Here is a 25,208-nt window from a genome sequence, read left to right as displayed (position 1 = left end):
ATGGAGGAAAGCAATCGTCGCGGGACGCTGGCAGCGCTGCTGGCGGTTCCTTTCGGCTTGGCGGCGAGCCAGGCTTCGGCAGGGGGCGTACAGGGCAGAGGCAGGCCGGCGGGCAGCGTGGCCGATCGTTTGGACGTGATCGAGTCCAAGCAGGCGATTACAGAGCTGCTCTATGCCTATGCGCGGGCCAATGACCGGGCCGACGAGGCGTTGCTGCGGTCACTCTTCTGGCCGGAATCAACGCATAAGCATGGGAAGTTCGAGGGCAAATCTTCGGACTTCGCGGCCTTCGCGTTCAAGATCATCTCGGGCCTCAAATATGCCTGCCACCACATCTCGAATGTGTCGGTTGAGGTGAGGGGCAACAAGGCATTTTCCGAATGCTATTATTTCGCGCAGCATCGGCGTCAACGGAAGGACGGCACGGGAGAGGAAGATGTGTTCTTCCAAGGGCGATATCTGGACGATCTGGAGCGGCGCAACGGCGAGTGGAAGATCATCCGGCGGCGAGGGCTTTCGGATTATACCTCGCCTGCCTTCCCGTCCGAAACCACCTATGCGCAGTGGCCTGCCGGGCAGCACAGCGAGAAATATCCCAGCGACGATTATTATAAGATGCGCCAACAGTTTCTGGGGGGCTGACCCATGCGCGCTTTGATGTGCGAGCATCATGGGCCGCCGGAAGAGTTGCAGTTCCGCGATGTTGCGGTGCCGGAGCCCGGGCCGGGTGAGGTACGCTTTCGGGTGAGGGCGGCGAGCGTCAACTTCCCTGACGCATTGATGATCCAGAACCTTTATCAGCGGCAACCGCCGTTGCCCTTCATTCCAGGGAGTGAAGCGGCAGGCGTCGTGGACGCGGTGGGGGAGGGCGTCACCGGACTTCGCGTGGGGGACAGGGTCGCGACGATCCCCTTCGAAGGCGCTTTCGCCGAATATGCGACTGCGCCTGCTTTCCGGACGACTGTGATCCCCGACGACATGGGGTTCGACGTCGCGGCAGGATTCACGATGGTCTATGCGACCGCGCTGCATGGCCTGCGCCAGCGTGGACGGTTGCGGCCGGGCGAGACATTGCTGGTGCTCGGCGCGGCGGGCGGAGTTGGCCTTGCTGCCGTCGAGGTCGGCAAGATGATCGGCGCGCATGTGATCGCGGCTGCTTCAACGGACGAAAAGCTGGCCTTGGCTCGAGCGCATGGAGCGGATCAGGCGGTCAATTATAGTGAAACGGACCTCAAGCAGGCGGTGAAGGCGTTGACCGGGGATCGCGGCGTCGATGTGATTTTCGATCCTGTGGGCGGCGCATTGGCTGAGCCCGCATTCCGCACGATGGGCTGGGATGGCCGCTATCTGGTGGTGGGCTTTGCGGCAGGGACGATCCCGGCGATTCCTCTCAACCTGCCGTTGGTGAAGACGGCCTCCATCGTGGGAGTGACCTGGGGCATGCACAGCCGCCGGGAGCCGGAGATTCATGCGGAGAATATGGCGCAGCTTTACGCCTGGTATGCGGAGGGCGGATTGCGGCCCGAAGTCAGCAAGCATTTTCCGTTTGAGGAAAGCCGGGAGGCGATCCGCTGGATGATGGATCGGAAGGTCCAGGGCAAGATTGTGATCGAGGTCGCTGCCTAAAGCCCCTGCTCAATCGCTGGGCCAGTTCGCCAGCGGTAGGCCCTTCACATCCGTCCGGGCCTTCACCACCATACCACTCGCCCGGGAGACGACATAGAGGTCGCGCAGGTCCGCACCGCCCCAGCAGAGATTGGTCGGGCTGGAGAGGATCTTGCCCTCTGGATCATGGACGATATCGACGTTTTGCCCGTCCGGCGTGATAGCGGCGATGCGGTTGGCGAAGGGCAGGGTGACCCAGAGGTTCCCCGCTTGATCGAAGGCGATGCCGTCGCAATAGCCAAGGTTCGCGCGCTCTGCGGTCGGCATGGCGCGAATGTCCCTGGCCTGATGGTCGGGGATCACGGTGCCCAGTTGCGGGCCGTAATCCTGCGGATCAGTGAGCGATCCATCCGCCTGCCGCAGCCAGCGTCGGATGCGTCCTTCCGCAGTCAGCGAAGCATAGACATGGCGCTCGTCCCGATCGAGACAGATGCCGTTAACGCCGCGCAGATTGCGGGCGACGATCGAAGCTGTGCCGTTCGGCGAGACCCTGTAGATGAACCCGGCAGGCGTGGTTGTACCAATATTGCCGATTGGGCCCCAGCTGCTGTGAGAGCAATAGATGTCGCCGTCGCGGGTTGTGGCCGGACCATTGGAGGCGACCAGTTGCCGCCCTTCGAGTTCCGACACCAGCGTTTCAACCGTACCGGTCGTAACATCGATCCGCTGCAATGGTCCCGGCCCTTTGTTGAGCAGGCCCATATTGGCGACGATGATGCGGCCTTCGCGGTCCACCGCCACGCCATTGGGGGCGAGGGGCTTGCCGATCTGGCGGAGAGTGCCGTCCGGTTCCAATATGCCGATCGCGCCACCGCCGTTGGATACGAACAGGCGGCCATCGGGACTGCTCGCTATCCCCTCAGGCGCGTCCAGATTGCCCCGAGCCAGCGTGAAATCGGACAGGCTTAGCGGCTCGGGCGCGGTTGGTCGGCCGGGCCTGGTCCCTTGCGCGCAACCGGAGAGCATCATGGCGGCACCGCCCAAGAGCAGGTCTCGCCGACCGACCATGGGTAATATGGTCTCCCTCCATCCCGTTCGTACATGATCATTCATCGCACGGCTTCCGGGGCAACCGGCGCGAAGCCGGCGATCTTGTGATCCCCCGCCTGAACCGCCTGAAAACGCAAGCGCATGCCACAGTGAGGCTTAATCCCCTCGGCATCGATCAGGATACCCGGCACGCGCACGCCCGGCGCGTTGTCCGACTCGAAGAGGACCACGGTGAAAGGCACTTCCGCCTTGTGATCGCCGGGCAGCAGGCTGCGGATCACGGTCGTGAAGCTATAGGCGCTGCCCTCCGACGAAACCGGGCGCCATTCCAGCACGGTGTCGGGCTTTCCGGGGATGACCTCGGGCGGATACCATACCCACTCGCCCGTCTCGGGATCGGCGGTGATGCGCAGTTCGCCCGCTTCCAACCCGTCATAATAGCCCTGGAACAGCGGGTCCTCGATCTTGGGAGGATATATCGGAATGCCCATGGATCAGCTCCGCGCCAATATGGTGGTGGAATGGTTGTTGCCGCCAAGGCCCGCGACGGCGCAGAGGCGCGCGTTCGGCACCTGCCGCTCGCCTTCCCGCCCGCGCAATTGCCGCACCGCTTCGATCAGCAGGTTCATGCCCGGCACATAGCCGCCCGACATATGCCCGCCGCTGGTGTTGATCGGCATCCGTCCGCCGGGCATACCATGGCCCGCCGCATAGAAGCGCGGCCCTTCGCCCCGTTCGCAAAGGCCTAGCATCTCGGTCTGCACCAGCGCGGAGATGGTGAAGCCGTCATAGATTTGCGCCAAGTCCAAATCCTTGGGATCGCAGCCCGCCATGGTGTAGGCGAGCTTCGCCGACACCTCGCCGGGGAAGTGGTAGGTGCAGGGTGTCTGGGTGAACAGCACCCCCTGCGGCCAATTGTTGAAGCCCAGCCCGAGCCCCTGCACCGCCACAACCGGATGCGGCATGTCGCGCGCTTCCTCGATCGCGCTGACCACATAGGCGCCGCCACCATCGGTGGTGAGGCAGCAGTCCGCTGCCCGCAAAGGCGTCGAGATCATGGGCGACTGGCGATAGCCTGCCAAATCCATCGGATCGCGCCGCTGCGCACTCGGCGTCAGGACCGCCCAGGCCCGATAGGTCATCGGAATGGCGGCCTGCTCCTCCTCCGTCATGCCGTAGTCATGGGCATAGCGGTTCGCCATGGTCGCGAAATAGGTGGGCTGGCCGAAGAAGCCGACGGGCATTTCGATTCCGGCCTTTTGCGGCTCACGCGCGTGGAAGGCATAGACGCCGCCCGGCTTGGTCGACTGGATCGCATAGGGCACCAGCACATGCCGCGCCAAACCCGCCTCGATCGCCATCTGCGCCAGTTGCAGTGCTTGGCCCGACGTCGCCGTGCCGCCCACGCTGTCGGTTGTGGCGCAGAAACGCTTTTCCCCCGCGCCGATGGCAAAGGCGACCTCGTCCGACCCATGGCCCGCATACTTATTGGAGACATAGCCGTCGATGTCCTTAGGGCTGAGGCCCGCATCGGCAATGGCCGCGAGGCTGGCGCGGGTCATCATCTTCATGACCCCTTCCTCGCCTTTACGGAGGAAAGGGGTTTCGCCGACCCCGGTGATGGCGATGCGGTTGCCCTGTATCATGCGTCCTTGAATCCCTTGCCTTGCGCCACCAGCCGCTCGATCAGCGGGGAGGGCTTGAACGCCTCGCCATGGGCGGCTTCGAGCGTCTTCAGCTTTTCCAGGACGACGGGTAGCCCCTGCAAATCCGCCCAGAACATCGGGCCGCCGCGATATTTCGGCCAGCCATAGCCCGTGACCCAGACGATATCGATGTCCGACGCCCGCGAGGCGATGCCTTCATCGAGAATGCGCGCGCCCTCATTCACCATGGCGAAGAGGATGCGGTCGTGGATTTCCTCATCGCTCACCGCGCGCCGGGCAATGCCCTGTTCGACGGCGAAATCCTCGATGACCTGCATGGCGACGGGCGAGGGGGTCTGCTTGCGGTTCTCGTCATAGTCATAATAGCCGCCCTTCGTTTTCTGCCCATGGCGGCCCATTTCGTTGAGGATTTCCCGCACATTGGCGGAACTGGTCGCCTCCCGGTTCCAGCCGACGTCGAGGCCGACCAGATCGCGCATCTGGAAATGCCCCATGGCAAAGCCGAAATCATACAGCACCTTGTCCACCGCCCAGGGCGTCGCGCCCTCCAGCACCAGCCGGTCGGCTTGCGTGTTCCGCGCCGCAAGGATGCGGTTGCCGACAAAGCCGAAGCCATTGCCGACCAGCACGCCGATCTTGCCGATGGTCTTGGCAAGCTTCATGGCGGTGACGGTGATTTCGGGCTTCGTGTCCTTGGTGCGGACGACCTCCAGCAGCTTCATCACATTGGCGGGCGAGAAGAAGTGCAGGCCGACGACGCTCTCCGGCCGCTGGGTGGCGGCGGCGATATCGTCAATGTCGAGATAGCTGGTGTTGGTCGCCAGGATCGCACCGGGCTTGGCGATCCTGTCGAGCCTGGCGAACACCTCGCGCTTGACGTCGAGATTTTCGAACACCGCCTCGATGATGAGGTCGCAGTCGGCCAGGTCCCCCATCGCCACGGAGCCGGTCAGCAGACCCATGCGCGTATCGACATCTTCGGGCTTCATCTTGCCCTTCTTCGCGGTGGTTTCATAATTGCCGCGAATGATGCGCAGGCCGCGTTCCAACGCTTCCTGGCTGGTTTCTACGATGGTGACGGGTATGCCTGCATTGGCGAAGTTCATCGCAATGCCGCCGCCCATGGTGCCCGCGCCGATAACGCCTACTTTCTTGATTGGGAGCGCTGCGGTGTCGCTTGGTATGCCGCTAACCTTGGCCGCGAGCCGCTCAGCGAAGAAGACGTGTCGTTGGGCGGCCGACTGGCTATCCTTTTCCAGTTCGTTGAACAGTTCACGTTCGCGGACCATGCCCTGGTCGAAGGGTAGCTCCAGGGTCGCCTCGACGGCGCGGACGATGTTTTCAGGCGCTTTGTATCCGCGGAATTTCTTGGCGTTGGCCTGGCGGATTTCTGCGAAGATTTCGGGCTTGCCGCGCGCTTCGTCCAGCTTGTCGGCACGGTCGCGGACCTTCAGGAGCGGCCGCTTTTCTTCCAGCACGCGACAGGCGAGCGTCAAGGCGTCCGCGCGCAGATTGCCCTCCGTGGCGAGTTCGTCGATGAGCCCCATTGCCTTCGCCGACGTCGCAGACACAGGATCACCGGAAAGGATAAGATCAAGCGCCTTGGCTATGCCGATGACGCGCGGCAGCCTTTGGGTGCCGCCCGCACCGGGCAGCAGGCCCAACTTGATTTCCGGAAGGCCCATTTTGGCGGACGGGACGGCGATGCGGTAATGCGCGACCAACGCCAGTTCCAAACCGCCGCCGAGCGCGGTGCCGTGCATTGCGGCTATGACCGGCTTCGTCGCATTCTCCACGATCAATTGGAGGTTCCGCAGCGACGGTTCGACCTGCGGTTTCCCGAGTTCGCTGATCTCCGCCCCAGCAAAGAAGGTGCGCCCGTCGCAGATCAGCACCATCGCGCCGACCGCACTGTCGCCAATCGCGGTTTGCACGGCGTCTGCGACACCCTGCCGCACAGCGTTGGAAAGTGCGTTCACCGGCGGCGAGTTGACCGTGATGACTGCGATGGGGCCTTCCACCTCATAGGTGACGACGTCATTGACCTTCATTCAAGCCTCTATGTGTCTGGGCGCCCGGTTTGGCTGCGGCTTGCGCAGCCAGCACCTCACGCGCGCGTTGGCGGAAATAATGTTGGAGACCGGCGATCTCTTGCGCAGTCAGTTCTTCAAAGCGCGGCATGCCCCGTTCGCGCAGGATGCCTTTGTGCAGCACGTCCTTGAAGCTGGCGGTGTCCAGCGGCACGCCTGACTGGAGCAGGTCCGGGGCCATGCCGCCTGACACCGCGTTAGCGCCATGGCAGATGGAGCAGCGCTGGCCGAAGACGGTCGCACCTGTCGCGACTTTGGCGGGATCCACGCTGAAATCGGGCATGTCGATCACGGGCGTATCGACTGGCTGAGCCGATGGCAGGCTGGCCTTGCCGTCAAGCGAGAAGGTCAGCACTCGCCATTGCTGCGCGCGATAGTTCCATTCGCGCGGCAGGCCGATGGCGCTGGGAAAACGTGATCCCGCGATTACGGTCACATATTGCTTACCGCGCGCCTTGTAAGTGATCGGCTGCGCCATCACCGCCGTTTGCGCGTCGAAGGACCAGAGCGGCTTGCCGCTCTTCGCTGCATAAGCGACGAACTTACCCGCGGCACTGCCCTGAAACAGAAGGTTGCCGGCCGTAGTCGCGGTGCCACCGCCGCCGCGCAGGCCGGGCATGGGCACGCGCCAAGCCTCGCTTTGCGTGACCGGGTTCCAGGCGAGGAGGAAGCTGGTTGCGGAGCGGTCGGGGGTCACACCGGCAGGCGCTGGGCCGGTGCCGACACTGATGCGCTGGCCGTTCAGGTGCTTCCAGCCCTTCAGCGGTTCGGCCGGATCGATATAGACGCGGCCTTGATCCATGGTGGGGATATAGACGAGGCCCGTCCCCGGATTGAACGACATCGCCTCAATATTATGCGCGCCGAAGGGGGAGGGATAAACGACCGCCGCCTTGCCGCCCGGATAGCGTGCGGCAGGGTTCTCGATCGGCCGTCCGCTCTTGATATCGATGCCGCTCGCCCAGTTGACCGGCACGATATTGCGCGCGGAGATCAGCTTTCCCGTCGCGCGATCGATGACGTAGAAAAAGCCATTCTTCGGCGCGTGCATCAGGACATCGCGCTCTTTTCCGCCGATCTTGAGCCGGGCCAGCTCGATATCCATCGCGCTGTTGAAGTCCCATGTCTCGCCGGGATTGGTCTGATAGTGCCAGACATATCCGCCCGTATCGGCGTCCAGCGCGACGATGGAACAGAGGAACAGATTGTCCCCGCCGCCTGGGGATCGGATCTTCTGGTTCCATGGGGTGCCGTTGCCGATACCAATATAGATGCGATTATATTTGGGGTCATAGGCCATGGCGTTCCAGGCCGTCCCGCCGCCGCCATATTTCCACCATTGGCCGGTCCAGGTCTTGGCGGCCATCGCCATCGCCTTGTTCTCAAAGCCCAGCTTCGGGTTGCCCGGCACGGTGTAGAAGCGCCAGAGTTGCTTGCCCGTCCGCTGGTCATAGGCGGTCACATAGCCCCGGACTGGCGCAAAGTCCGCGCCGCCATGGCCGATGATGACCTTGCCCTTGAACACCCAGGGCGCTCCGGTGACATAGCGCTCGTCATCCTTGCCGATGGTCTGGGCGGTCCAGACAGGGTGGCCGGACTTCGCATTGATGGCGATCAGCCGCCCGTCGATGGTCCCGGTAAAGACCATGCCGTTGTCATAGGCGATGCCTCTGATGCCCCAGGCGGCGCGCATCTTCTGCCCGGCGACCTTCCAGCTTTGCGGGTCATAGGTCCACAGTTCCCGCCCGGTCGAGGCGTCCAGCGCGTGAATGACGCTGTAGCCTGAGGCATAATATAGGATGCCATTGACGGCGATCGGGGCAGATAGGCTCGACCCGCCGCCGCTGATGTCATGATACCAGGTGAGCTTCAGCTTCTCGACATTGCCCTCGTTGATCTCTGTCAGCGGGCTGTAATGGTTTTCGTCGATCCCGCCATACCCCGGCCAGTCACTGCCATCGCGCCGGGCTTCTCCGGAAGGCGTGCAGGCGGCGAGCAGTAGGAGCAAAAGAGGCAGGGCAAAGCGCACTGATCCTTAGCCTCCGATGGTCCGGTCAGAGGGCCAGAAGCGCTGACGCAGCGCCTTCTTGTTGACCTTGCCCATGACGGTGCGGCCGATGTCATCGACCATCTCGTAGCTGCGCGGGCATTTATAGCTGGCGAGCGAGGCGCGGCAGAAGGCGTTGAGTTCATCGGCTGTGGGCGGATCGCTCGGGTCTTTCGGAATGACCAGCGCGCGGGCTTCCTCGCCCATTTCTGCGTTGGGAGCGGCTACCACGGCAATATCCGCCACCTTGGGATGGCGCAGCAGCACATGCTCGGACTCGGCGGGGTAGATATTCACCCCGCCACTCACGATCATATCGGACACGCGATCGGTGATGTAGAGATAGCCCTCCTCATCGACATAGCCCATCTCGCCCAGCGTGAAGATGCCCGGCGCGATATGGGCGGCGGCTGTCTTTTCCGGGTCACCGCGATAGATGATGCCATGGCCGCTGGTGTCGCGGAAATAGACCTGCCCGACTTCTTTCGGCCCTAGGACCTGCCCATCTTCTCCGTAGATCACAGTTTCAAAAGGGGCGAGCGCCTTGCCTACTGAGCCGGGCCGTTCCAGCCATTCCTGTGAGGTGATGAACGTCGTCGATCCGGCTTCGGTGCCACCATAAGCCTCTACGAGCACCGGACCGAACCAGTCGATCATCGCCTGCTTGACCGCTCGAGGACAGGCCGCGCCGGTGTGCGCCAAGCGCTGGATGCTCGACACATCATATTTGGCGCGCACTTCCTCCGGCAGCGCCAGCATCCGCTGGAAATGGGTCGGCACCATCACCGATCCTGCAACCTTGTGCTTCTCGATCAGCGCGAGGGTCTTTTCAGGATCGAAATGCTCGACAGTGATTAGGCTCATGCCGCCAAAGACATTGCGCGCCATGCCGAGAGGGCCGGTATGATAAAGTGGCCCAACGGCGATGCCGGGCGAAGGAGTGATGCGGGGGCGGATCGCTTCAGCCAGAGCCTTTACCGTGGCGACGCGCGGGAAATATTGCGGCGGCGTCTCGGTCGCCTTGGGCCGCCCTGTGGTGCCGGAGGTGTAGTGAAGGTGCGGCAGCGGCGGCACGTCATGGTCCGGCTCCTCCGTCGAGGCTGCGGCGATCCAGTCCTCCCAATGGATGACGCCCTCCCGATCGGGGCAGCGCCAGCCGATGACGGTGTGAACGCCAGCTTCGGTGGCTGCGGCAAAACCCGCCTCCAGCGTCTCTGGCCCGACGAACAGTGCAACCGCGCCGCTATCCTTCAGGATATAGGCGGCCTCCGAAGGGGTCAGGTGAAAGCTTACAGGGACACTCGAAATGCCCGCCTCCAGGCAGGCGACATAGGCGATTACGGTCTCCGCGCTGTTGGGCGCGAACACGGCGACCCGGCGCTCCGTCAGGTCTAGTCCGTTCAGAGCATTAGCGGTGCGATTGAGCAACTCATCCAACTGATGCCAGTCATAGCTCACCCGTTCATCCATTAGGGCGAACTGATCACGGCGCGCGGGATCGACCCCGCCTATGGTCAGAGACATGAAAGATCCTTTCGGGAGGCGATGGCGGGCGCGAGATATCTCAGCGCCGCACGGAAGGAGATGAGGGCGAGAATGGAACTCACCGTGACCACGATCGCCAGAGACTGACCAAGCGCTCCTTCATCGTGGAACACATATTCAGTCAGTGCGGCGACGATAGCGGGACCGGCGCCCTGACCGAGAATGGTGAAGACGAACAGGAAGGAGGCCAGCATTCGCGACCGGATCGTCGCAGGCGCGATCAGCCCCATCACCGACGAAACATAGACCATGAAGGGCACGGTGATGAACTGCGCCACGCAGTAGCAGGCCAGGAAGACATAGGGATTGGTGGCGAAGAACATATAGGCGACCACCGGCAGGAAGCCGAGGATCAGCCAGCCATAAAAGCGCAGATGCGCGTCCTTCATCCCGCGGGCGAACAGTTTGTCCACGATCCAGCCATTCACCACCAGCGAGACCGCTGACACGATGTTCATCAGGCTCAAGGCAAAGCCATATTGCACCGGCTTCCACCCGAAATGCCGCTCGATATAGGCGGGCACCCAGTTGGTCATGGAATAGCCGCACATGGCGAGGCAGGAAGTGCCGATGAGCATCAAGCCGAGCAGCTTCCAGTTCTGACTCACGAAGGCCCTGATCTCACCCTTCTGCTGTTCGGTCGTCGTGCCTGGCGTCCGGCGGCGGCCCGGATCGGGAAAGGTGAACAGCAATAGCGCCAGCAATATGCCGGGGACGCCGACCATCATCATGACCAGCTGCCAGGGTTGTGCCGGGCCATGGAAGGGAATGTGGATGCCGCTGTTGGCCGTAGCGAAGGCGATGGCGACGCCCCCCAAGGCGAAGGCGGTGGCCGATCCGACCTTCCCCGCCGTCTGGAAGGTCGATGTGGCGCGGGTCAGCAGACGCGACGGGAACGCGTCGGCGATCAGCGAATAGGCAGCGGGCAGCAGTGCTGCTTCTCCGATCCCCACGAAGATGCGTCCTATCAGCAGCGCCTCATAGCTCTCGGCAAAGCCGCAGGCCGTGGTGGCGATGCCCCAAACCACAACCCCGCCGAAGATGATCCAGCGCCGGGAAAAACGATCCGCCGCCCATCCCAGGGGCAAGCCGAAAATGGCATAGAATATGGCGAAGGAGGTTGAGGTGATCATGCTGATCTGCACATCGGACAGCAGCAGATGCGCCTTGATCGGCGTCACCAGCATCGACACGATAAGCCGATCGACCCAGCTCAGCACATAAAGGCCGAACAGCACCGCCACCATCCACCAGGCGCTGCCCAGGTGGGGACCGGCCTGACTGTCGATGGCCGGAATGTCTCTGGCTGCGCTCTGCGCGGTCATCAGCATGATCCTTCCTCGCCTCTCCGGCTAATTCAGCGCACCGGCAGTTCGTTGAGTTCTGCGATCTTGAGCTTGCCCAACTGCGCCATGTGCACTTCGTCTGGGCCATCCGCGAAGCGTAGGTAGCGTGCGTTCATGAAGGCGGCTGCGGGCGGGAAGTCGCTCGACATGCCGATGCCGCCAAAGACCTGCATGGCCCGGTCAGCGACCGTCTGGGTCATGCGCGGCGCCACGATCTTGATCGCGGCGATCAGGTCCTTGGCGACCTTGTTGCCATAGCGGTCCATCGCGTCGGCGGCTTTCAGCGTTAGCAACCGAGCCTGCTCGATCTCGCAGAAGGAGAGGGCGATGTCCTGCCGGATGCTCCCCTGATCCGCCAGCTTCCGCCCGAACGCCACGCGGCTTTCCACCCGCCGCGCCATATATTCGAGCGCCCGCTGCGCTTGCCCGATGAGGCGCATGCAGTGATGGATACGTCCCGGCCCCAAGCGGCCTTGCGCGATTTCGAAGCCGCGCCCTTCGCCGAGGATCAGGTTTTGCTTTGGGACGCGCACATCTTTGAACACCATCTCAGCATGCCCCCCGGGCGAATGCACCGCATTCAGAACGTCGAGGGGGCGGATGATTTCAATCCCAGGTGTATCGGCGGGGATGATGATTTGCGAATGTTGCCTGTGGCGCGGACCATCATTGGGCGTCCGGCCGATCAGGATGAACAGCTTGGTATTGGGATCGAGTGCGCCCGATATCCACCATTTGCGGCCGTTGATGACGTAATCGTCGCCATCGGCGATGACCGTGGTTTCGAGGTTCGTGGCGTCGGACGAAGCGACCCCCGGCTCCGTCATCGCATAGGAGGAGCGGATGGCGCCATCCAGCAGCGGCTTTAGCCACTGTTCCTGCTGCTCGGGAGTGCCATATTTGGCGAGCAACTCCATATTGCCGGTGTCTGGCGCAGAGCAGTTGAAATATTCGGACGATCCGATCACCCGGCCCATGATCTCGGCCAGCGGCGCATATTCCAGATTGGTTAGGCCGGGGCTCCACTCGCCATATTCATGCGGGAGGAACAGGTTCCACAGACCCGCTTGCTTAGCCTTCGCCTTGATCTCCTCCGTGCCCGGCCAGCGCTTCCACAAATTGGCCGGATCATGGTGGAAATGATCGCGCTCCCTTTCGATCGGATAGACATATGCGTCCATGAAATCGATGAGCCGCACCCTCAGCGCCTTCACCTTGTCGGAATATTCGAAATCCATCGGATGATCCTTTTTGGATAATTTCAGGTGAGCGTGAGACCGCCATCGACGATCAGCGTCTGCCCGCAAATATAGCCGGAGAGGGGAGAGGCCAGGAACAGCGCGACCCCTGCCATTTCCTCAACGGAGCCAAAGCGGCCCAGCGGAATCTTGGCCAGCGCGCGTTCTCTGCGCTCGTCATTGTCCATGGTGACCTTGGTCATCTTGGTATCGACCAGACTGGGGGCGATGCCGTTGACGCGGATGCCGTCGCCGGCCCAGGCGATCGCCAGCGCGCGGACCAGATTGACAGCGCCTGCCTTCGACGCCGCATAGGCTGGATTGCCGAAGGTCGCCTTGAACGCGCCGATTGAACTGACAGCGATGATGGTCCCTCTTGCTGCGGCCAAGGCTTCGCGGCAGAGGTTGGAGATGTGGAGGATGGAGTCGAGATTGACCGCCATCACCTTGTTCCAGCCTTCAGCCTCGAACTCCTGCCGCCGGTAGAGCACGGCCCCCTGCGAATGGATCAGGACGTCAAGCTTTTCGAAAGGCACCGGAGCCGCCGCAATGGCCGCCGCATCGCTCACATCCACCTGACTATAGCCTAGGCCCTCCAGGTCGCAGCCTTCGTCGCCCGCATAGTCCGCCGCGCTGGCTCGCGTGCCCCAGACATGGACCTGCGCGCCGCGCTGGCGGAAGGCTTGCGCCATGCCATTGCCGATGCCGCTCGATCCGCCGGCCACCAGAACGGTCTTTCCGGTGAAGTCGAGTTCGTTGATCAAAGGAAAGTCCTTCCCAGCATGTCAGCGGATCAGCGCTTCGGCGCGTTCGAACAGATGGACGGCCCGGCCATGAAGCTTATCGCCCGTGTCACGCGGCGCTTTTCCGGCGCAGGCGCGGGCATATGTGCCCTCCAGCAGGATGCCGAGCTTGTAGCAGGCCAGCACATGATACCAGTCGATCGCCGAAAGATCGCGGTCGGACTTGGACGCGTAACGCGCCACCAGCTCTTCGGCGCTGGGAAAGCCGTCCCACGGCTTTACCGATACGGTGCTTTCGGACTTGCCGTCGGGCCAGGTCGCCAACACCCATCCAAGGTCAAGCAGCGGATCGCCGATCGTCGCCAACTCCCAATCGATGATCGCTGCCAGTTCCGCACCGTCCGGTCGGTACATGACATTGGCGAGATGATAGTCGCCATGCATGATGCCCGGTGTGAAGCGTTCAGGCCGATGACGCTCAAGCCAAGCGCCGACCGCAGCTACGGAAGGCAGCGCATCCGGTCCCGTCCAGCCTTCAAACTCTCGATAGCCGCCAAGCTGCGAGCGCCAGCGATCAACCTGCCGGGCCAGGAAATTGGCGGGCTTTCCAAAATCCGCCAGGCCCAGCGCTTCATGATCGAGCGCACCAAGGGCGGCGATCCCGTCCACCAGGGCCAGCCCCATGGCATGGCGCATCTCCGCTGAACTGGCATGAGGCTCGGGCAACTGGCCCACCGGATTGAAGCCCTCGACCGGCTCCATCAGATAGAAGGCGACGCCCAGCACGCTTTCGTCATCGCAATTGGTGATAAGGCCGGGATGCGGGACTGGCGTTCCCGCCAGTGCGCGCAGCACCCGCGCTTCCCTCCGCATCGTCTCATTGCTGTTCGGCCGGGGATGGAGCGGAGGACGGCGGAACACATAATCGCGGCCATCGCGGGTGAAGCGCAGCAGGATGTTCTGCGTCCCTCCGGCAAGCGTGGCCACGCCGGTCAGCGGCCCGCTGCCGAGCCCCCGATCCGTCATCCACGCCGTCAGCGACTCCATGTCCACTGCCGATTCCACTTAGGCATCCTCGCTATTCTCGACTGTTTGGCCGCCGATTAGATCAATTGGATAATGCACTTGACGAACGCTCTTGGCAATGAGAAAAATGCACCCATGGTCAGACTTCAACTTGCTAGAAATGATGAAGCCCAGCGCGCCCCTGCTGCCGAGCAGCTCAAGAAAGTGGCTTTGCAGCTGTTCGCGGAGCGAGGGGTCGATGGCGTGACCGTTCGCGAGATATCGGCAGCCGCTGGCCAGAAGAATCACGGAGCTGTGGGCTATTATTTCGGATCGAAGGAAGCGCTGGTCCGGGCGATCGTCATGGACGGCGCGGTAGCTCTGGAGCGGGAGCGCAACGCTGCGCTCGATGCGCTGGAGGCGCAGGGAGGACCCCATGGCATCCGTGACGTGGTCGAGATTCTGATCAAACCCGTCCTTGCCCTGCCCGATGAGCATTATGTCCAGTTCATCGTCATCTTCGCCATGACCCATCGCGACATGATGCTCGACGCGCTCGATCCCGCATGGAACCGCGCCTATGGCCGCTGCCTCGATCATCTGCGCCGATTGATGCCGCATATGCCGCCCGTGCTGCAGAACCAGCGTTTCATCTTCATGGGCGCCTATATCAGCGCTGTCCTGTCGGCACGGCAGCGTGCGCTCGCCGACCACAGCCGCAATCACCCGATGTGGGGCAGCGAGGCGAGCCTTGAGCATTTCCTCCAGACGCTTGTGGCGCTACTGGATGCCCCCGCGGACCTGCCGCCGGAGATGCTGCAAAGCATCGACAAGCCGGACGGCGGGCTCCCGGGACGGCCGGGGCCGGTAGGCTGAGGCAGGGCAGGGCAGGGTATGGCGCCTTCGAAGCGCACCCTAATGAAACAGGAGAGCATGCGTGACGCAGAATGAACAAGTGGCGACGATCGCCGTACTCGGAGGGACCGGCAAGGAAGGCGGCGGGCTCGCTCTGCGCTGGGCGCATAAGGGGCACAAGGTGATCATCGGCAGCCGTACCGCGGAGCGCGCGCAGGAAGCCGCTGCACAGATGAACGAGGTGCTGGGCGGGAACAGCGTGACCGGCGCGGCCAATCCCGACGCGGCGGCACAGGCGGAGATCGTCGTCCTGGCCGTGCCCTATGCGGCGCAGCAATCCACCGTGAAGGATGTCGAAAGCGCGCTTTCCGGCAAAATCCTGATCGACGTCACCGTTCCGTTGATGCCGCCCAAGGTCAGCCGGGTGCAACTGCCCAATGGCGGTTCGGCCGTGGAAGCGGTGCAGAAGATGCTGGGCGACGGCGTGCGCGTCGTGTCGGCCTTCCAGAATATCAGTGCCCATCACCTCACCAAGTTGGACGAGGAAGTAGAATGCGACGTGCTCGTCTGCGCTGACGATGCCGAAGCCGCCGATCAGGTGGTGGCGCTGGCGCAGGAAATCGGCTTGCGGGCCTGGAACGCCGGGCCGCTTTGCAACTCGGTGGTCGCCGAAGGGCTGACCTCCGTCCTTATCGCCCTCAATCGCAAATATAAGGTGCCCGGATCCGGTATCCGTATCACGGGTGTCTGACTTAGGAGAAAGACATGGCTGAAGCCTATATCGCCGCTCTCGGACGTAGCGCGGGTGGAAAGCGTGGCGGCCGGCTGGCCGGCGTGCATCCCGCCGATCTTGCTGGTAAGGTTCTGGCGGCGCTCGTTGATCGCGCCGACATCGATCCGGCGGCGATAGAGGATGTCATCATGGGCTGCGCCTGCCCAGCGGGCGAGCAGGGGGCGAACATTGCTCGCAACGCGGTGCTTGCCTCCGGCCTGCCCGAATCCATTCCGGGCACCCACGTGGATCGGCAATGCGGATCTTCGCAACAGGCGCTTCACTTCGCAGCGGCCACGGTCATGGCGGGCGTGCAGGATGTGGTGATCGCTGCGGGCGTCGAAAGCATGACGCGGGTGCCCATGGGCTTGCCCTGGACGCTCGCCGCCAAGCATGGCTACGGCACCTATCGCAGCCCTGGCATCGAAGATCGCTATCCGCAGACGCCGTTCAGCCAGTTTGGCGGGGCGGAATTGCTGGCGAAGAAATATGGCCTGAACAGAGAGACGCTGGACGCCTACGCGTTGGAAAGCCATCGCCGCGCCGCCGCCGCGACCCAGGCCGGCAAATTCGATGCGGAGATCATCCCGCTGGAGGTTGTGACGCCTGAAGGCGAGACCATCATACACGCGACGGATGAAGGTATCCGCTTCGACGCGAGCCTGGAAAAGATTATCAGCGTCAAGCTGCTGGCCGATGACGGAGTGATCTCAGCCGCCAACGCCAGCCAAATCTGCGATGGCGCCGCTGCGCTGCTGGTGGTGAATGAGAGAGGGCTCAAGACCTTAGGTCTAACCCCGCTCGCGCGCATTCACCACATGACCGTCATCGGCCATGACCCAGTGATCATGCTGGAAGCGCCGATCCCCGCGACCCACCGGGCGCTCGACCGCGCAGGGATGAAGATCGGCGACATCGATCTATATGAGGTGAACGAAGCCTTCGCTCCGGTGCCGCTGGCCTGGACGCAGGCGCTGGATGCCGATGCGGCGCGCCTCAACGTACATGGGGGAGCGATCGCGCTCGGTCATCCGCTCGGCGGATCAGGCGCAAAGTTGATGGCGACACTCGTCAGCGCGTTGCACGACCGGAAAGCCCGCTTTGGTCTCCAGACCATGTGTGAAGCGGGCGGCATGGCCAACGTAACGATCGTCGAGAGGCTCTGAGCCTCTCGGCTGCGGCGGCTCTTTGGGGAAGGTGGTGAGCCCTGCTGGATTCGAACCAGCGACCTACTGATTAAAAGTCAGTTGCTCTACCGACTGAGCTAAGGGCCCCCACGAGCGAGGTCCGCACGCACTAGAGGCCGTGATGCGTCTGGTCAACCTCTAGGACGCAGCAAAGGCGTCGCTTTTCGCAACCTCGCGTCAAGATGCCGGATGGAAAGCCCGGAAACCGGATCGCGCCACTTGGGCGCGATGGTGAGGAGCGGCAATAGGACGAAGTCACGGCTGCGGAAGGCTGAATGGGGAATGTGCAGCGTGCGGCTGTCCCAGCGTCCGCCGGACCAGAGGATGATGTCGATGTCGATGCTGCGTGCGCCCCAGCGGCGATGGCGACGCCTGCCCAGCCGGTCTTCTATTTGTTGGAGTGCGCTTAGCATCTCACTTGGATTTAGTGAGCTTTCCAACAGCACCGCGCCGTTGGCGAACCGCCGCAGGGAAGGGCCGAGCGGCGCTGTTGGGATGACCGGAGCAGTGGCGAAGATCGTGCCGAGTGCCGCGATCCCGCCGATGGCCTCTCGCAGCAGGCTTGCGGGCGGTCTTTTTGCGGAAAGAGGGCGGTTGGACCCAAGCGCGAGCGCATAAAGATGATGAAGGCTTGTCTTGGGCATCTAACAGGGCCTAACCGCTGGACATGACGCTGCAAAGCCCAATCCCGCATGCGGAGGCACCGCTGGACTGCCCTCTTTGTCCGCGCCTCGCCGCATTGCGCGAGACATGCCGGGCGGAGCATCCCGACTGGTGGAATGCGCCAGTGCCGGCGTTCGGCGATCCAGATGCGCGGCTTGTCGTGGTGGGCCTCGCGCCCGGCAAAGAAGGAGCTAATCGCACCGGCCGAGCCTTTACCGGCGACTTTGCGGGTGACCTGCTTTTCTCGACGCTGGGCAAGTTCGGGCTGACGAACGGAACCTATGAGCGCCGCGCGGACGATAAGTTGGAGTTGCGGGGCGTTATCATCCTGAACGCCGTCAAATGCCTTCCGCCGCAGAACAAGCCGCTGCCGCAAGAGGCGCACAACTGCCGCCTTTTCCTGAAATCGGCGGTCGCGGCACTACCCAATGCGCAGATATTCATCGCGCTGGGAGAAATTGCCCACCAGTCGGTGGTGAAGGTGTTGGGCGGGAAGCTGCCAAAGGCGCGCTTCGCCCATCTCGCAGAGCATCGAGTGCCTAGCGGCAAGATAGTCCTGGACAGCTATCACTGTTCCAAACGGAACATGATGACGGGTCGGCTGACGGAGGAGATGTTCTCCGCCGTCTTTGAAAGAGCGGCGGAGTTGTTGGAGATGGACGCTGCGCCCGATCAGCGCAGCAGATAGTCCAGATAGGCGCCTTCCGGCGGCCCATCGAGCGCGGCCATCATCGCCTTAATCACGCTCTTATCCAGCAAGGCGCCTGCAGCTTTGTGCGCATCCACATCGGTCCAACGCTCGATGAAGATGAAGCGCCGTTCGTTCGCCAAGTCTCGGAGCATCTCAACCCCTTCGCATCCGGGCAGCGGACGAACAGCGTCGGCGATAGCGCGCAAAGCGTTGTCCAACGCGGCTCCATCCGCGTCCTTGGCATGCATCACATAATGGCGGGCAACCGTCATAGCTTCTCTCTCCCTTTTATTAGATATCCTGTGCGATCCGTGCGTAAAGCTCCGGCCGACGATCGCGGAAGAAGCCCATGCCCGCCCGGTGCTTGCGCGCCTGAGCCAGATCCAGCGTTGCGACCAATGCGCCATTATCCTTGGCGTCAGCTTCTGCAGCGAAATCGCCCCATTCGTCCGATATGAAGCTGTGGCCGTAGAATTTTTGGCCCTCTTCTTCCCCGATGCGGTTTGCGGCGATAACGGGCATGCAGTTGCTCACCGCATGGCCGAGCATCGCGCGCCGCCACATCCGGCTTGTGTCCAGATCCGCGTCATAAGGCTCTGATCCGATCGCAGTTGGGTAGAAGAGCAGCTCCGCACCCATGAGCGCCATTACGCGCGCTGCTTCCGGATACCATTGATCCCAGCAGATGCCGACGCCGATCGTGCCATAGCTGGTGTCCCAAACCTTGAAGCCGCTGTTGCCGGGGCGGAAATAATATTTTTCCTCATAGCCCGGACCGTCGGGAATGTGGCTCTTGCGATAGACCCCCATGATCTCGCCTTCATCATCGATCATGGCGAGCGAATTATAATGATGCTGACCATCGCGCTCGAAGAAGCTGGTGGGAATATATACCCGTTCCGCCTTCGCCACCTTGCGCATTTCCTGCACGGCGGGATGCTCCGCCAAGGGCTGGGCGTTGGCGAAGAGACCTTCGTCCTCGACCTTGCAGAAATAGGGGCCTTCGAACAATTCGGGCGGCAGGACGATCTTCGCACCCCGTGCCGCAGCCTTGACCACATGGTCCGCGACCATGGCGATATTGTTTCCCATGTCCTGGGAAAAGGCCAGCTGGAGCGCGGCAACGGTGACTTTGGTCATATCCTTTAAGTCCTAGAGGCGAATGCCCATGCGGGCGGCTATGGCGACCATCGCGAGATAGAGCAGGATCGTCGCCACGCAACCTGTGATAAGCGCTGCCGGGAAGGAAATACCCTTCCGCAGCAGTGCCGGGATCAGCAAGAACATAGGGAGCGAGGGGAGGACATAGTAGAAGGTCGCCTCCGCATGCCGCGCCATATTCTCGGCATCGGGCCGGTCATTCCATAACCAGATCATGCCTAGGACAGAGATGAGCGGCAGCGATGCTATCAACGCACCCAAAGCCGGATAACGCCGCGACACGACGGACACGATGGCGATGATGATGCCCGACAGTAGCGCTCGTAGCGCCAGCATCCCGCTCATCCCGCGGACGGCATCTGCTGGCTGCAGCAATGGAAGCTGCCGCCGCCTGATAGGATGGCGTCGCTGCGCAGCCCTATGACTTCGCGGCCGGGGAAGAAGTGCTTGAGTGCATCCAAGGCGGCCTGATCATTGGGCTGGCCATAGATGGGCACGATGACGGCGGCGTTGCCGATATAGAAATTCATGTAGCTGGCCGGAATCACTTCACCATCGACGACCACGCGGCCGGGGGAGGGGATCGACGCCACCTCCACCCCGAATGCCTGAGCGCGGGCGCGGGCGTCGGCATAGAGAGCGGCGTTGGGGTCATCGTCGGTGCTCGCCTCTGGCAGCGCCAGGACGCCCGGCGCCACGAAGCGGGCGAGATTATCCACATGCCCGTCCGTATGATCGTTGAGCAGCCCGTCCCCCAGCCACAGCATGTCGGACAGCCCTAGCGCGCCTGCCAGCAACGTCTCGATCTTGCCCCGGTCCAGATCGGGATTGCGATTGGGATTGAGCAGGCATTGCTCCGTCGTGACGAAGAGCCCTGTGCCGTCGGTATCGACCGCTCCTCCTTCAAACACCCAATGCTGGGAGGAGGTCGGAAGGCCCGTCATAGCGGCGAGGCGCGCGCCGATATCCTCGTCGCCAGGCATTTGGTATTTGCCGCCCCAGCCGTTGAAGCCAAAATCGACAAGTGCCCGCTCGGACCCGCGCAGCACGGCGATGGGCGCCGTGTCGCGCAGCCAGACGTCGCCGAGCTTCTGCACCACGATCTCCACGCCCGCTGCGATCAACGCGCCTGCTGCTTCGGCGTCTGCAGGCGTGGCGACGACCAGCCGTACCTGCTCGCCGCGTCCCTCGGCATGGAGTGCATTTGCAAAGTGCGCGATCTGTTGGCGCGCATCGTCAAATGCACCCGGCCATTCCTCCGGTGCGGTTGGAAAGCCGATCCAGGTCCATTCGTGCGGCGCCCATTCGGCGGGCATACGGAATGTCATGGGCTTTCTCCTGTCTGGCGCTATCCCGGGCCCTCTACAGGATCGCGGTGCGGATGACAGCGCAAATGCGTACGGGAAAGCGGGCGCGCGCTACTTCTCCGCCCGGCTCCTGTCCCGGATCGAACGGAATTCGTCGCCGGGAACCCAGTTCGGCCAGTCTGTCGTGTTTGCCAGCGCCCGCCCGACGTCATAGTAGAGCTTGAGGTCCGCCTTCACGCCGCTCCAGTCCCATTTGGGATCATATTCATCCTTGGGTCCATGGTAGCGATGTTCTTCATAATCCTTGGCAGCCGCCGCGCCTGCCGCGGTGCCGCCCTTCACCAGATCCTGCCCACCTTCGAAATAGAGCATCGGCACGCCATGCTTGGCGAAGCTGAAATGATCGGAGCGATAGTAGAAGCCCTTTTCGGGCGTCGGCTCCAGGCTGGCCACACGCTTCTGCGCGGCCAGCGCCCGGTCGAGATAGGCGTCGAGTTGTGACTTGGCCTTGCCGATCACTACGACATTGCGGGCAAGCCCGGCCATGCTCAGCGCGTCCATATTGACGCCGCCGACGGTCTGGCCGAGCGGAAATACCGGGTGGTTGCCATAATAAGCGGAGCCCAAAAGCCCGGACTCCTCCGCGGTTACGGCAAGGAAGACCTGACTGCGATCGGTCGGGCCAGCCTTCACATTGGCCTCAGCCAATGCGATCAGCGCCGCGGTCCCGGTCGCATTGTCGATGGCTCCGTTGCAGATGTCGTCGCCGTCGGGCGCTGCCTCGCAGCGGCCGAGATGGTCCCAGTGCGCGGCGTACAGGACATATTCATTAGGACGGGTCTTCCCCGGCAGCAGCGCGACGACATTTTTCGAGCTGTGCTTGCGGATGATATTGTCGAAAGAGAGGCTGGCCTTGATCCCCTTCAGCGGCACTGCCTTGAAACCGCGCTTCTTGGCTGCAGCGCTCAGAGCATCGAGATTGAGACCAGCGCTCGCCATCAACGCCGCCGCCTTGTCCTTCTGCATCCAGCCGATTGCGGCCGATTGGTCCGCATTGCCATTGGCGCTGTCGGCCACGTGCTGCGCTCCCGTCCAGCTAGACTGCACGACGTTCCAGCCATAGGCGGCGGGCATGGTGTCATGCACGATGATGGCAGCCGCCGCGCCCTGCCGAGCGGCTTCCTCAAACTTATAGGTCCAGCGGCCATAATAGGTCATAGCCCGCCCGCCGAACGGCCCCCGCAGCGTCGGCGTCTGGTAATCCGGATCGTTCACCAGGATGATGACCGTCTTGCCGCGGACATTCACCCCGCCATAATCGTTCCACTTCTTTTCCGGCGCGTTGATGCCATAGCCCACGAAGACGACGGGGCTGTCCTTCAATTCAATATGGGGCTGCGTCGTCCGGTAGGTGGCGACGACCATCTGTGAGCCGTAATCGAGCGAGAGTGGAGCCTTGCCACCGGTGAAGCGCAGCGGCGAAACATTTTTGGCGGCGAGTTCGACGAGAGGCACGTCTTGGAACCAACTGCCCTTGTTTCCTGGCTTAAGTCCCAGCGCCTCGAACCGCTGCACCAGATAGGCGAGCGTCTTTTCCTCTCCCACGGTGCCAGGAGCGCGCCCTTCATAGGGATCGGAGGAGATTTCCTTCACCACCTCCTTCATCGTGTCGATCGAGGGGGTGATTTCCGCAGGCGCTGCTACCGCAGCTGTCCCGGCGCTGAGAAGGAGAGCGAAGGTCGGGAGTGAAGGGCGCATGACAGGGCCTTGAATCGACGGCGATAGATGATTGATGCCAGTTGGCCGACCGTCAAACAAGGGTCGCCGCACAAACAAAAAAGGCGGCCCCGAAGGACCGCCCTTTCCAAATTCCGTATGATAGAAATCTTAGCGCGAATAGAATTCGACGACCAGGTTGGGTTCCATCTTCACCGGGTAGGGCACTTCGTCCAGCGTGGGAACGCGGACATAGGTGACCTTGCTCGCGCCATCGGGCGAAACATAGTCGGGAATGTCGCGCTCGGGCAGGCTCTGCGCTTCCAGAACCAGCGCCATTTCCTGCGCCTTCTTGCCCAGAGTGATTTCGTCACCCGGCTTCACGAGGCGGCTGGCGATGTTGCACTTCACGCCGTTCACATAGATGTGACCGTGCGAAACCAGCTGACGGGCCGACCAGATCGTGGGCGCGAACTTGGCGCGATAGACCAGGGCGTCCAGGCGGCGCTCCAGCAGACCGATCAGGTTCTGGCCGGTGTCGCCCTTCATGCGCGCGGCTTCGATATAGTTCTTCTTGAACTGCTTTTCGGTGATGTCGCCATAATAGCCCTTCAGCTTCTGCTTGGCGCGCAGCTGAATGCCGTAGTCGGACATCTTGCCCTTGCGGCGCTGGCCGTGCTGACCGGGGCCATATTCACGCTTGTTGACCGGGCTCTTGGGGCGGCCCCAGATGTTCTCGCCCATGCGGCGGTCGAGCTTGTACTTGGCGCTGGTGCGCTTCGTCATGATGAATTCCTTGCAATAGCTAACGACGTTATTCCCGGTCATCGCCTGCTTGCCATAAAGGGGCAGGGCCACCGCTTCACCGGGATGCAGGGCCAATCGCGAAGGCGCGCCTATGGCGAAGGGAGACAAGCATGTCAACCCTCGACAGGCGGGCGCGGCGGGCCTAGTCAGCTTGGCCCATGAACCCCGAAAACTACACGACCATGGCCGAGGTCCGCGCCGGCGTGGACGAGATCGACCGCCAGCTTGTCGCGCTGTTCGCTCAGCGTTTCGCTCATATGCGCGCGGCGGCCCGCATCAAGCCGGAACGCAGCGCCGTTCGCGATGAGCCGCGCAAGGCCGAAGTCATCGAGAATGTCCGGCAAGCAGCCGACCGTTTGGACGCTCCGGCGGAAATCCTCGCCACCTTGTGGGACCAACTGGTCGAAGCATCGATCGCCTATGAAATGACCGAATTTGACCGCCTGAAGGCTTAACGCTGCCGCGGATTGCCCAGCGACGACAGAACGCCGCGCATCGTGCGTACTTCCAGGTGATTCCAGCCCGGCTTCGTCAGCAGGTTACGCAAGGTGCGCTTGGTCGCGGGCGCACGATCGGGCGGGAAAAAGTAGCCCGCGCCTTCGAGCAGCGCTTCGAACTGCGCGATCATGCCCTCCAGCTCCGCCTGCGGGGCCGGTTCGCCTAGATCGACCAGCGTCGGCTGTTCCAACTGCGCCTGTTTCGACCATTCATAGGCGCAGAGGATGACCGCCTGCGCCAGGTTGAGCGACCCGAATTCCGGGTTGATCGGCACCGTCAGTATCTTGCGGGCGAGCGCCACATCCTCGGTTTCCAGGCCAGACCGTTCCGGACCGAAAACATAGGCGGAGCGACCGGCCGCGCCATGAATCTCCCGAGCGGCTTCTTCGGGAGTCACCACTGGCTTGGTCACCCCGCGCTTACGGACGGTCGTCGCATAGACATGCGCACAATCCGCCACCGCATCGGCAAGGCTGTCGAACAGTTCCGCCTTGTCGAGCACGATATCCGCGCCCGCCGCCGATGGCCCCGCATCGGGATTGGGCCAGCCGTCGCGCGGTGATACCAGCCGCAATTCGGTCAGCCCGAAATTCAGCATCGCCCGCGCAGCCTTGCCGATATTCTCGCCAAGCTGCGGGCGGACGAGGACTATGACGGGGCAAGGGGAAACTGGCCAGCCCTCACTCACTCCCCACCTCCTTCACGCTCCCAGCGAAATCCTCGAAATCGCGGGCGTCGGTGAAGTCCTTATAGACGCTGGCAAAGCGGATATAGGCGACGCTGTCGAGCCGCTTCAGGCCCTCCATTACCATTTCGCCGATGGCGCGGGCGGGCACTTCGCCTTCGCCGCTGGTTTCGAGTTGGCGCTGGATGCCCGAAATGAGCTTTTCGAGGCGGCTTGGATCGATCTGCCGCTTGCGGCACGCAATATCGACTGATCGGGCGAGCTTGTCCCGATCGAAGGCTTCCTTACGTCCCTCGCTCTTCACCACCCAAATGTCGCGAAGCTGGATGCGCTCGAAGGTGGTGAAGCGGGCTCCACAGGCCTCACATTGGCGGCGGCGGCGGATCGCGGCGCCATCTTCGGTGGGGCGGCTGTCCTTTACCTGGCTGTCGTCATGGGAACAGAAGGGGCAGCGCATTCAGCAGATATCTCCGTTCGTTTCGAGCGAGTCGAGACACGAAATGGCACACAAAACGTGTCTCGACCATTCT

25 protein-coding genes, 1 tRNA gene and 1 pseudogene are annotated in these 25,208 nt (G+C 62.6%); 7 read left to right on the top strand and 20 right to left on the bottom strand.

Annotated elements, in window-relative coordinates:
* Both EP837_RS01630 and EP837_RS01625 read left to right on the top strand, forming a co-directional pair.
* Complete coding sequence (locus EP837_RS01630; RefSeq protein ID WP_066523939.1) at window positions 1-642, top strand: nuclear transport factor 2 family protein; 642 nt, start codon at window positions 1-3, stop codon at window positions 640-642.
* A gap of 3 nt (window positions 643-645) precedes the next feature.
* Complete coding sequence (locus EP837_RS01625) at window positions 646-1,626, top strand: NADPH:quinone oxidoreductase family protein (RefSeq protein ID WP_066523937.1); 981 nt, start codon at window positions 646-648, stop codon at window positions 1,624-1,626.
* Window positions 1,627-1,635: 9 nt separating this feature from the next.
* Here the strand turns inward: EP837_RS01625 and EP837_RS01620 are convergent, their stop codons facing one another.
* From EP837_RS01620 to EP837_RS01575, 10 genes are read right to left on the bottom strand one after another with little or no spacing between them, the layout of a single operon-like run.
* Window positions 1,636-2,673 (bottom strand): SMP-30/gluconolactonase/LRE family protein, encoded by a 1,038-nt coding sequence (locus EP837_RS01620; RefSeq protein ID WP_066523935.1) that lies wholly within the window; start codon window positions 2,671-2,673, stop codon window positions 1,636-1,638.
* A 41-nt stretch (window positions 2,674-2,714) separates the two neighbouring features.
* Complete coding sequence (locus tag EP837_RS01615) at window positions 2,715-3,146, bottom strand: Zn-ribbon domain-containing OB-fold protein (protein WP_066523934.1); 432 nt, start codon at window positions 3,144-3,146, stop codon at window positions 2,715-2,717.
* A gap of 3 nt (window positions 3,147-3,149) precedes the next feature.
* Window positions 3,150-4,301 (bottom strand): thiolase family protein, encoded by a 1,152-nt coding sequence (locus tag EP837_RS01610; protein WP_225870562.1) that lies wholly within the window; start codon window positions 4,299-4,301, stop codon window positions 3,150-3,152.
* Window positions 4,298-6,373: a 3-hydroxyacyl-CoA dehydrogenase NAD-binding domain-containing protein gene (locus EP837_RS01605; RefSeq protein WP_066523932.1), complete on the bottom strand. Its 2,076-nt coding sequence runs from the start codon at window positions 6,371-6,373 to the stop codon at window positions 4,298-4,300. The genes EP837_RS01610 and EP837_RS01605 overlap by 4 nt, the downstream gene beginning before the upstream one ends.
* On the bottom strand, window positions 6,360-8,441 hold the full coding sequence (locus EP837_RS01600; RefSeq protein WP_066523930.1) for a PQQ-dependent dehydrogenase, methanol/ethanol family: 2,082 nt from the start codon (window positions 8,439-8,441) through the stop codon (window positions 6,360-6,362). Before EP837_RS01600 ends, EP837_RS01605 begins: the two co-directional genes overlap by 14 nt.
* A 6-nt stretch (window positions 8,442-8,447) precedes the next feature.
* Window positions 8,448-9,983 (bottom strand): AMP-binding protein, encoded by a 1,536-nt coding sequence (locus EP837_RS01595; RefSeq protein WP_066523928.1) that lies wholly within the window; start codon window positions 9,981-9,983, stop codon window positions 8,448-8,450.
* Window positions 9,974-11,329 carry an MFS transporter gene (locus EP837_RS01590; RefSeq protein WP_066528496.1) on the bottom strand — a complete coding sequence of 452 codons (1,356 nt, stop codon included), beginning with the start codon at window positions 11,327-11,329 and terminating at the stop codon, window positions 9,974-9,976. The genes EP837_RS01595 and EP837_RS01590 overlap by 10 nt, the downstream gene beginning before the upstream one ends.
* 32 nt (window positions 11,330-11,361) lie before the next feature.
* Window positions 11,362-12,588 carry an acyl-CoA dehydrogenase family protein gene (locus tag EP837_RS01585; RefSeq protein WP_066523926.1) on the bottom strand — a complete coding sequence of 409 codons (1,227 nt, stop codon included), beginning with the start codon at window positions 12,586-12,588 and terminating at the stop codon, window positions 11,362-11,364.
* Between the two features lie 23 nt (window positions 12,589-12,611).
* On the bottom strand, window positions 12,612-13,352 hold the full coding sequence (locus EP837_RS01580; RefSeq protein ID WP_066523924.1) for an SDR family NAD(P)-dependent oxidoreductase: 741 nt from the start codon (window positions 13,350-13,352) through the stop codon (window positions 12,612-12,614).
* Window positions 13,353-13,373: 21 nt separating this feature from the next.
* Window positions 13,374-14,396, bottom strand: coding sequence for a phosphotransferase family protein (locus EP837_RS01575; RefSeq protein WP_066523922.1), 1,023 nt, complete (start codon window positions 14,394-14,396; stop codon window positions 13,374-13,376).
* A gap of 96 nt (window positions 14,397-14,492) precedes the next feature.
* On the opposite strand from EP837_RS01575, the gene EP837_RS01570 reads away from it, so the two are divergent.
* The 3 genes from EP837_RS01570 to EP837_RS01560 all read left to right on the top strand — a co-directional run bounded on the left by EP837_RS01570 (window position 14,493) and on the right by EP837_RS01560 (window position 17,129).
* Window positions 14,493-15,212: a TetR/AcrR family transcriptional regulator gene (locus EP837_RS01570; RefSeq protein ID WP_066528492.1), complete on the top strand. Its 720-nt coding sequence runs from the start codon at window positions 14,493-14,495 to the stop codon at window positions 15,210-15,212.
* A gap of 61 nt (window positions 15,213-15,273) precedes the next feature.
* Window positions 15,274-15,942, top strand: a complete 669-nt coding sequence (gene npdG, locus EP837_RS01565; protein ID WP_066523920.1) for an NADPH-dependent F420 reductase — start codon at window positions 15,274-15,276, stop codon at window positions 15,940-15,942.
* Window positions 15,943-15,956: 14 nt separating this feature from the next.
* Window positions 15,957-17,129 carry an acetyl-CoA C-acetyltransferase gene (locus EP837_RS01560; protein WP_066523918.1) on the top strand — a complete coding sequence of 391 codons (1,173 nt, stop codon included), beginning with the start codon at window positions 15,957-15,959 and terminating at the stop codon, window positions 17,127-17,129.
* 32 nt (window positions 17,130-17,161) lie between these two features.
* Here EP837_RS01560 and EP837_RS01555 read toward each other — a convergent pair.
* Window positions 17,162-17,237 (bottom strand) — tRNA-Lys (locus EP837_RS01555).
* Between the two features lie 44 nt (window positions 17,238-17,281).
* The gene (folK, locus tag EP837_RS01550) at window positions 17,282-17,794 is read right to left on the bottom strand and encodes a 2-amino-4-hydroxy-6-hydroxymethyldihydropteridine diphosphokinase (RefSeq protein WP_066523917.1); all 513 of its coding nucleotides are present in this window, start codon (window positions 17,792-17,794) and stop codon (window positions 17,282-17,284) included.
* Between the two features lie 23 nt (window positions 17,795-17,817).
* Here folK and EP837_RS01545 point away from each other — a divergent pair, with 23 nt between their 5' ends.
* Window positions 17,818-18,501, top strand: a complete 684-nt coding sequence (locus tag EP837_RS01545) for a uracil-DNA glycosylase (RefSeq protein WP_066523915.1) — start codon at window positions 17,818-17,820, stop codon at window positions 18,499-18,501.
* On the opposite strand, the gene EP837_RS01540 is transcribed toward EP837_RS01545, so the two are convergent.
* From EP837_RS01540 to rpsD, 6 genes are all read right to left on the bottom strand, one after another.
* Window positions 18,486-18,776 (bottom strand): putative quinol monooxygenase, encoded by a 291-nt coding sequence (locus tag EP837_RS01540; RefSeq protein ID WP_066523914.1) that lies wholly within the window; start codon window positions 18,774-18,776, stop codon window positions 18,486-18,488. The genes EP837_RS01545 and EP837_RS01540 overlap by 16 nt on opposite strands.
* Window positions 18,777-18,795: 19 nt before the next feature.
* On the bottom strand, window positions 18,796-19,644 hold the full coding sequence (aguB, locus tag EP837_RS01535) for an N-carbamoylputrescine amidase (RefSeq protein WP_066523912.1): 849 nt from the start codon (window positions 19,642-19,644) through the stop codon (window positions 18,796-18,798).
* A 12-nt stretch (window positions 19,645-19,656) separates the two neighbouring features.
* On the bottom strand, window positions 19,657-20,001 hold the full coding sequence (locus EP837_RS01530) for a DUF3147 family protein (protein WP_066528490.1): 345 nt from the start codon (window positions 19,999-20,001) through the stop codon (window positions 19,657-19,659).
* Window positions 20,002-20,006: 5 nt separating this feature from the next.
* Window positions 20,007-20,993, bottom strand: coding sequence for an agmatine deiminase family protein (locus EP837_RS01525; RefSeq protein ID WP_066523910.1), 987 nt, complete (start codon window positions 20,991-20,993; stop codon window positions 20,007-20,009).
* A 90-nt stretch (window positions 20,994-21,083) separates the two neighbouring features.
* Window positions 21,084-22,730 (bottom strand): M28 family metallopeptidase, encoded by a 1,647-nt coding sequence (locus EP837_RS01520; RefSeq protein ID WP_066523908.1) that lies wholly within the window; start codon window positions 22,728-22,730, stop codon window positions 21,084-21,086.
* A gap of 129 nt (window positions 22,731-22,859) precedes the next feature.
* Window positions 22,860-23,474: a 30S ribosomal protein S4 gene (gene rpsD, locus EP837_RS01515; protein ID WP_066528481.1), complete on the bottom strand. Its 615-nt coding sequence runs from the start codon at window positions 23,472-23,474 to the stop codon at window positions 22,860-22,862.
* A 179-nt stretch (window positions 23,475-23,653) separates the two neighbouring features.
* Between rpsD and EP837_RS01510 the strand changes: the two genes are divergently transcribed.
* Window positions 23,654-23,950 (top strand): chorismate mutase, encoded by a 297-nt coding sequence (locus tag EP837_RS01510; RefSeq protein ID WP_066523907.1) that lies wholly within the window; start codon window positions 23,654-23,656, stop codon window positions 23,948-23,950.
* Here the strand turns inward: EP837_RS01510 and EP837_RS01505 are convergent.
* Window positions 23,947-24,660, bottom strand: a pseudogene (locus tag EP837_RS01505) (RNA methyltransferase); the annotation flags it as partial. The gene EP837_RS01510 and the pseudogene EP837_RS01505 overlap by 4 nt on opposite strands.
* 13 nt (window positions 24,661-24,673) lie before the next feature.
* Window positions 24,674-25,135, bottom strand: coding sequence for a transcriptional regulator NrdR (gene nrdR / locus EP837_RS01500; protein ID WP_066523904.1), 462 nt, complete (start codon window positions 25,133-25,135; stop codon window positions 24,674-24,676).
* Between the last annotated feature and the right edge of the window lie 73 nt (window positions 25,136-25,208).

This window comes from Sphingobium sp. EP60837, assembly GCF_001658005.1.
GTDB lineage: Bacteria > Pseudomonadota > Alphaproteobacteria > Sphingomonadales > Sphingomonadaceae > Sphingobium > Sphingobium tyrosinilyticum.
The sequence above is the reverse complement of the archived record's forward strand: the minus strand, read 5'-3'. Positions and strand labels throughout refer to the sequence as shown.

What these genes read in the sequence shown, in the direction of transcription:
- EP837_RS01630 (WP_066523939.1), top strand. Translation starts at nt 1, where the DNA reads ATGGAGGAAAGCAATCGTCGCGGGACGCTGGCAGCGCTGCTGGCGGTT.
- EP837_RS01625 (WP_066523937.1), top strand. Translation starts at nt 646, where the DNA reads ATGCGCGCTTTGATGTGCGAGCATCATGGGCCGCCGGAAGAGTTGCAG.
- EP837_RS01620 (WP_066523935.1), bottom strand. Translation starts at nt 2,673, where the DNA reads ATGGTCGGTCGGCGAGACCTGCTCTTGGGCGGTGCCGCCATGATGCTC.
- EP837_RS01615 (WP_066523934.1), bottom strand. Translation starts at nt 3,146, where the DNA reads ATGGGCATTCCGATATATCCTCCCAAGATCGAGGACCCGCTGTTCCAG.
- EP837_RS01610 (WP_225870562.1), bottom strand. Translation starts at nt 4,301, where the DNA reads ATGATACAGGGCAACCGCATCGCCATCACCGGGGTCGGCGAAACCCCT.
- EP837_RS01605 (WP_066523932.1), bottom strand. Translation starts at nt 6,373, where the DNA reads ATGAAGGTCAATGACGTCGTCACCTATGAGGTGGAAGGCCCCATCGCA.
- EP837_RS01595 (WP_066523928.1), bottom strand. Translation starts at nt 9,983, where the DNA reads ATGTCTCTGACCATAGGCGGGGTCGATCCCGCGCGCCGTGATCAGTTC.
- EP837_RS01590 (WP_066528496.1), bottom strand. Translation starts at nt 11,329, where the DNA reads ATGACCGCGCAGAGCGCAGCCAGAGACATTCCGGCCATCGACAGTCAG.
- EP837_RS01585 (WP_066523926.1), bottom strand. Translation starts at nt 12,588, where the DNA reads ATGGATTTCGAATATTCCGACAAGGTGAAGGCGCTGAGGGTGCGGCTC.
- EP837_RS01570 (WP_066528492.1), top strand. Translation starts at nt 14,493, where the DNA reads ATGGTCAGACTTCAACTTGCTAGAAATGATGAAGCCCAGCGCGCCCCT.
- EP837_RS01560 (WP_066523918.1), top strand. Translation starts at nt 15,957, where the DNA reads ATGGCTGAAGCCTATATCGCCGCTCTCGGACGTAGCGCGGGTGGAAAG.
- folK (WP_066523917.1), bottom strand. Translation starts at nt 17,794, where the DNA reads ATGCCCAAGACAAGCCTTCATCATCTTTATGCGCTCGCGCTTGGGTCC.
- EP837_RS01545 (WP_066523915.1), top strand. Translation starts at nt 17,818, where the DNA reads ATGACGCTGCAAAGCCCAATCCCGCATGCGGAGGCACCGCTGGACTGC.
- EP837_RS01540 (WP_066523914.1), bottom strand. Translation starts at nt 18,776, where the DNA reads ATGACGGTTGCCCGCCATTATGTGATGCATGCCAAGGACGCGGATGGA.
- aguB (WP_066523912.1), bottom strand. Translation starts at nt 19,644, where the DNA reads ATGACCAAAGTCACCGTTGCCGCGCTCCAGCTGGCCTTTTCCCAGGAC.
- EP837_RS01530 (WP_066528490.1), bottom strand. Translation starts at nt 20,001, where the DNA reads ATGCTGGCGCTACGAGCGCTACTGTCGGGCATCATCATCGCCATCGTG.
- EP837_RS01525 (WP_066523910.1), bottom strand. Translation starts at nt 20,993, where the DNA reads ATGACATTCCGTATGCCCGCCGAATGGGCGCCGCACGAATGGACCTGG.
- EP837_RS01520 (WP_066523908.1), bottom strand. Translation starts at nt 22,730, where the DNA reads ATGCGCCCTTCACTCCCGACCTTCGCTCTCCTTCTCAGCGCCGGGACA.
- rpsD (WP_066528481.1), bottom strand. Translation starts at nt 23,474, where the DNA reads ATGACGAAGCGCACCAGCGCCAAGTACAAGCTCGACCGCCGCATGGGC.
- EP837_RS01510 (WP_066523907.1), top strand. Translation starts at nt 23,654, where the DNA reads ATGAACCCCGAAAACTACACGACCATGGCCGAGGTCCGCGCCGGCGTG.
- nrdR (WP_066523904.1), bottom strand. Translation starts at nt 25,135, where the DNA reads ATGCGCTGCCCCTTCTGTTCCCATGACGACAGCCAGGTAAAGGACAGC.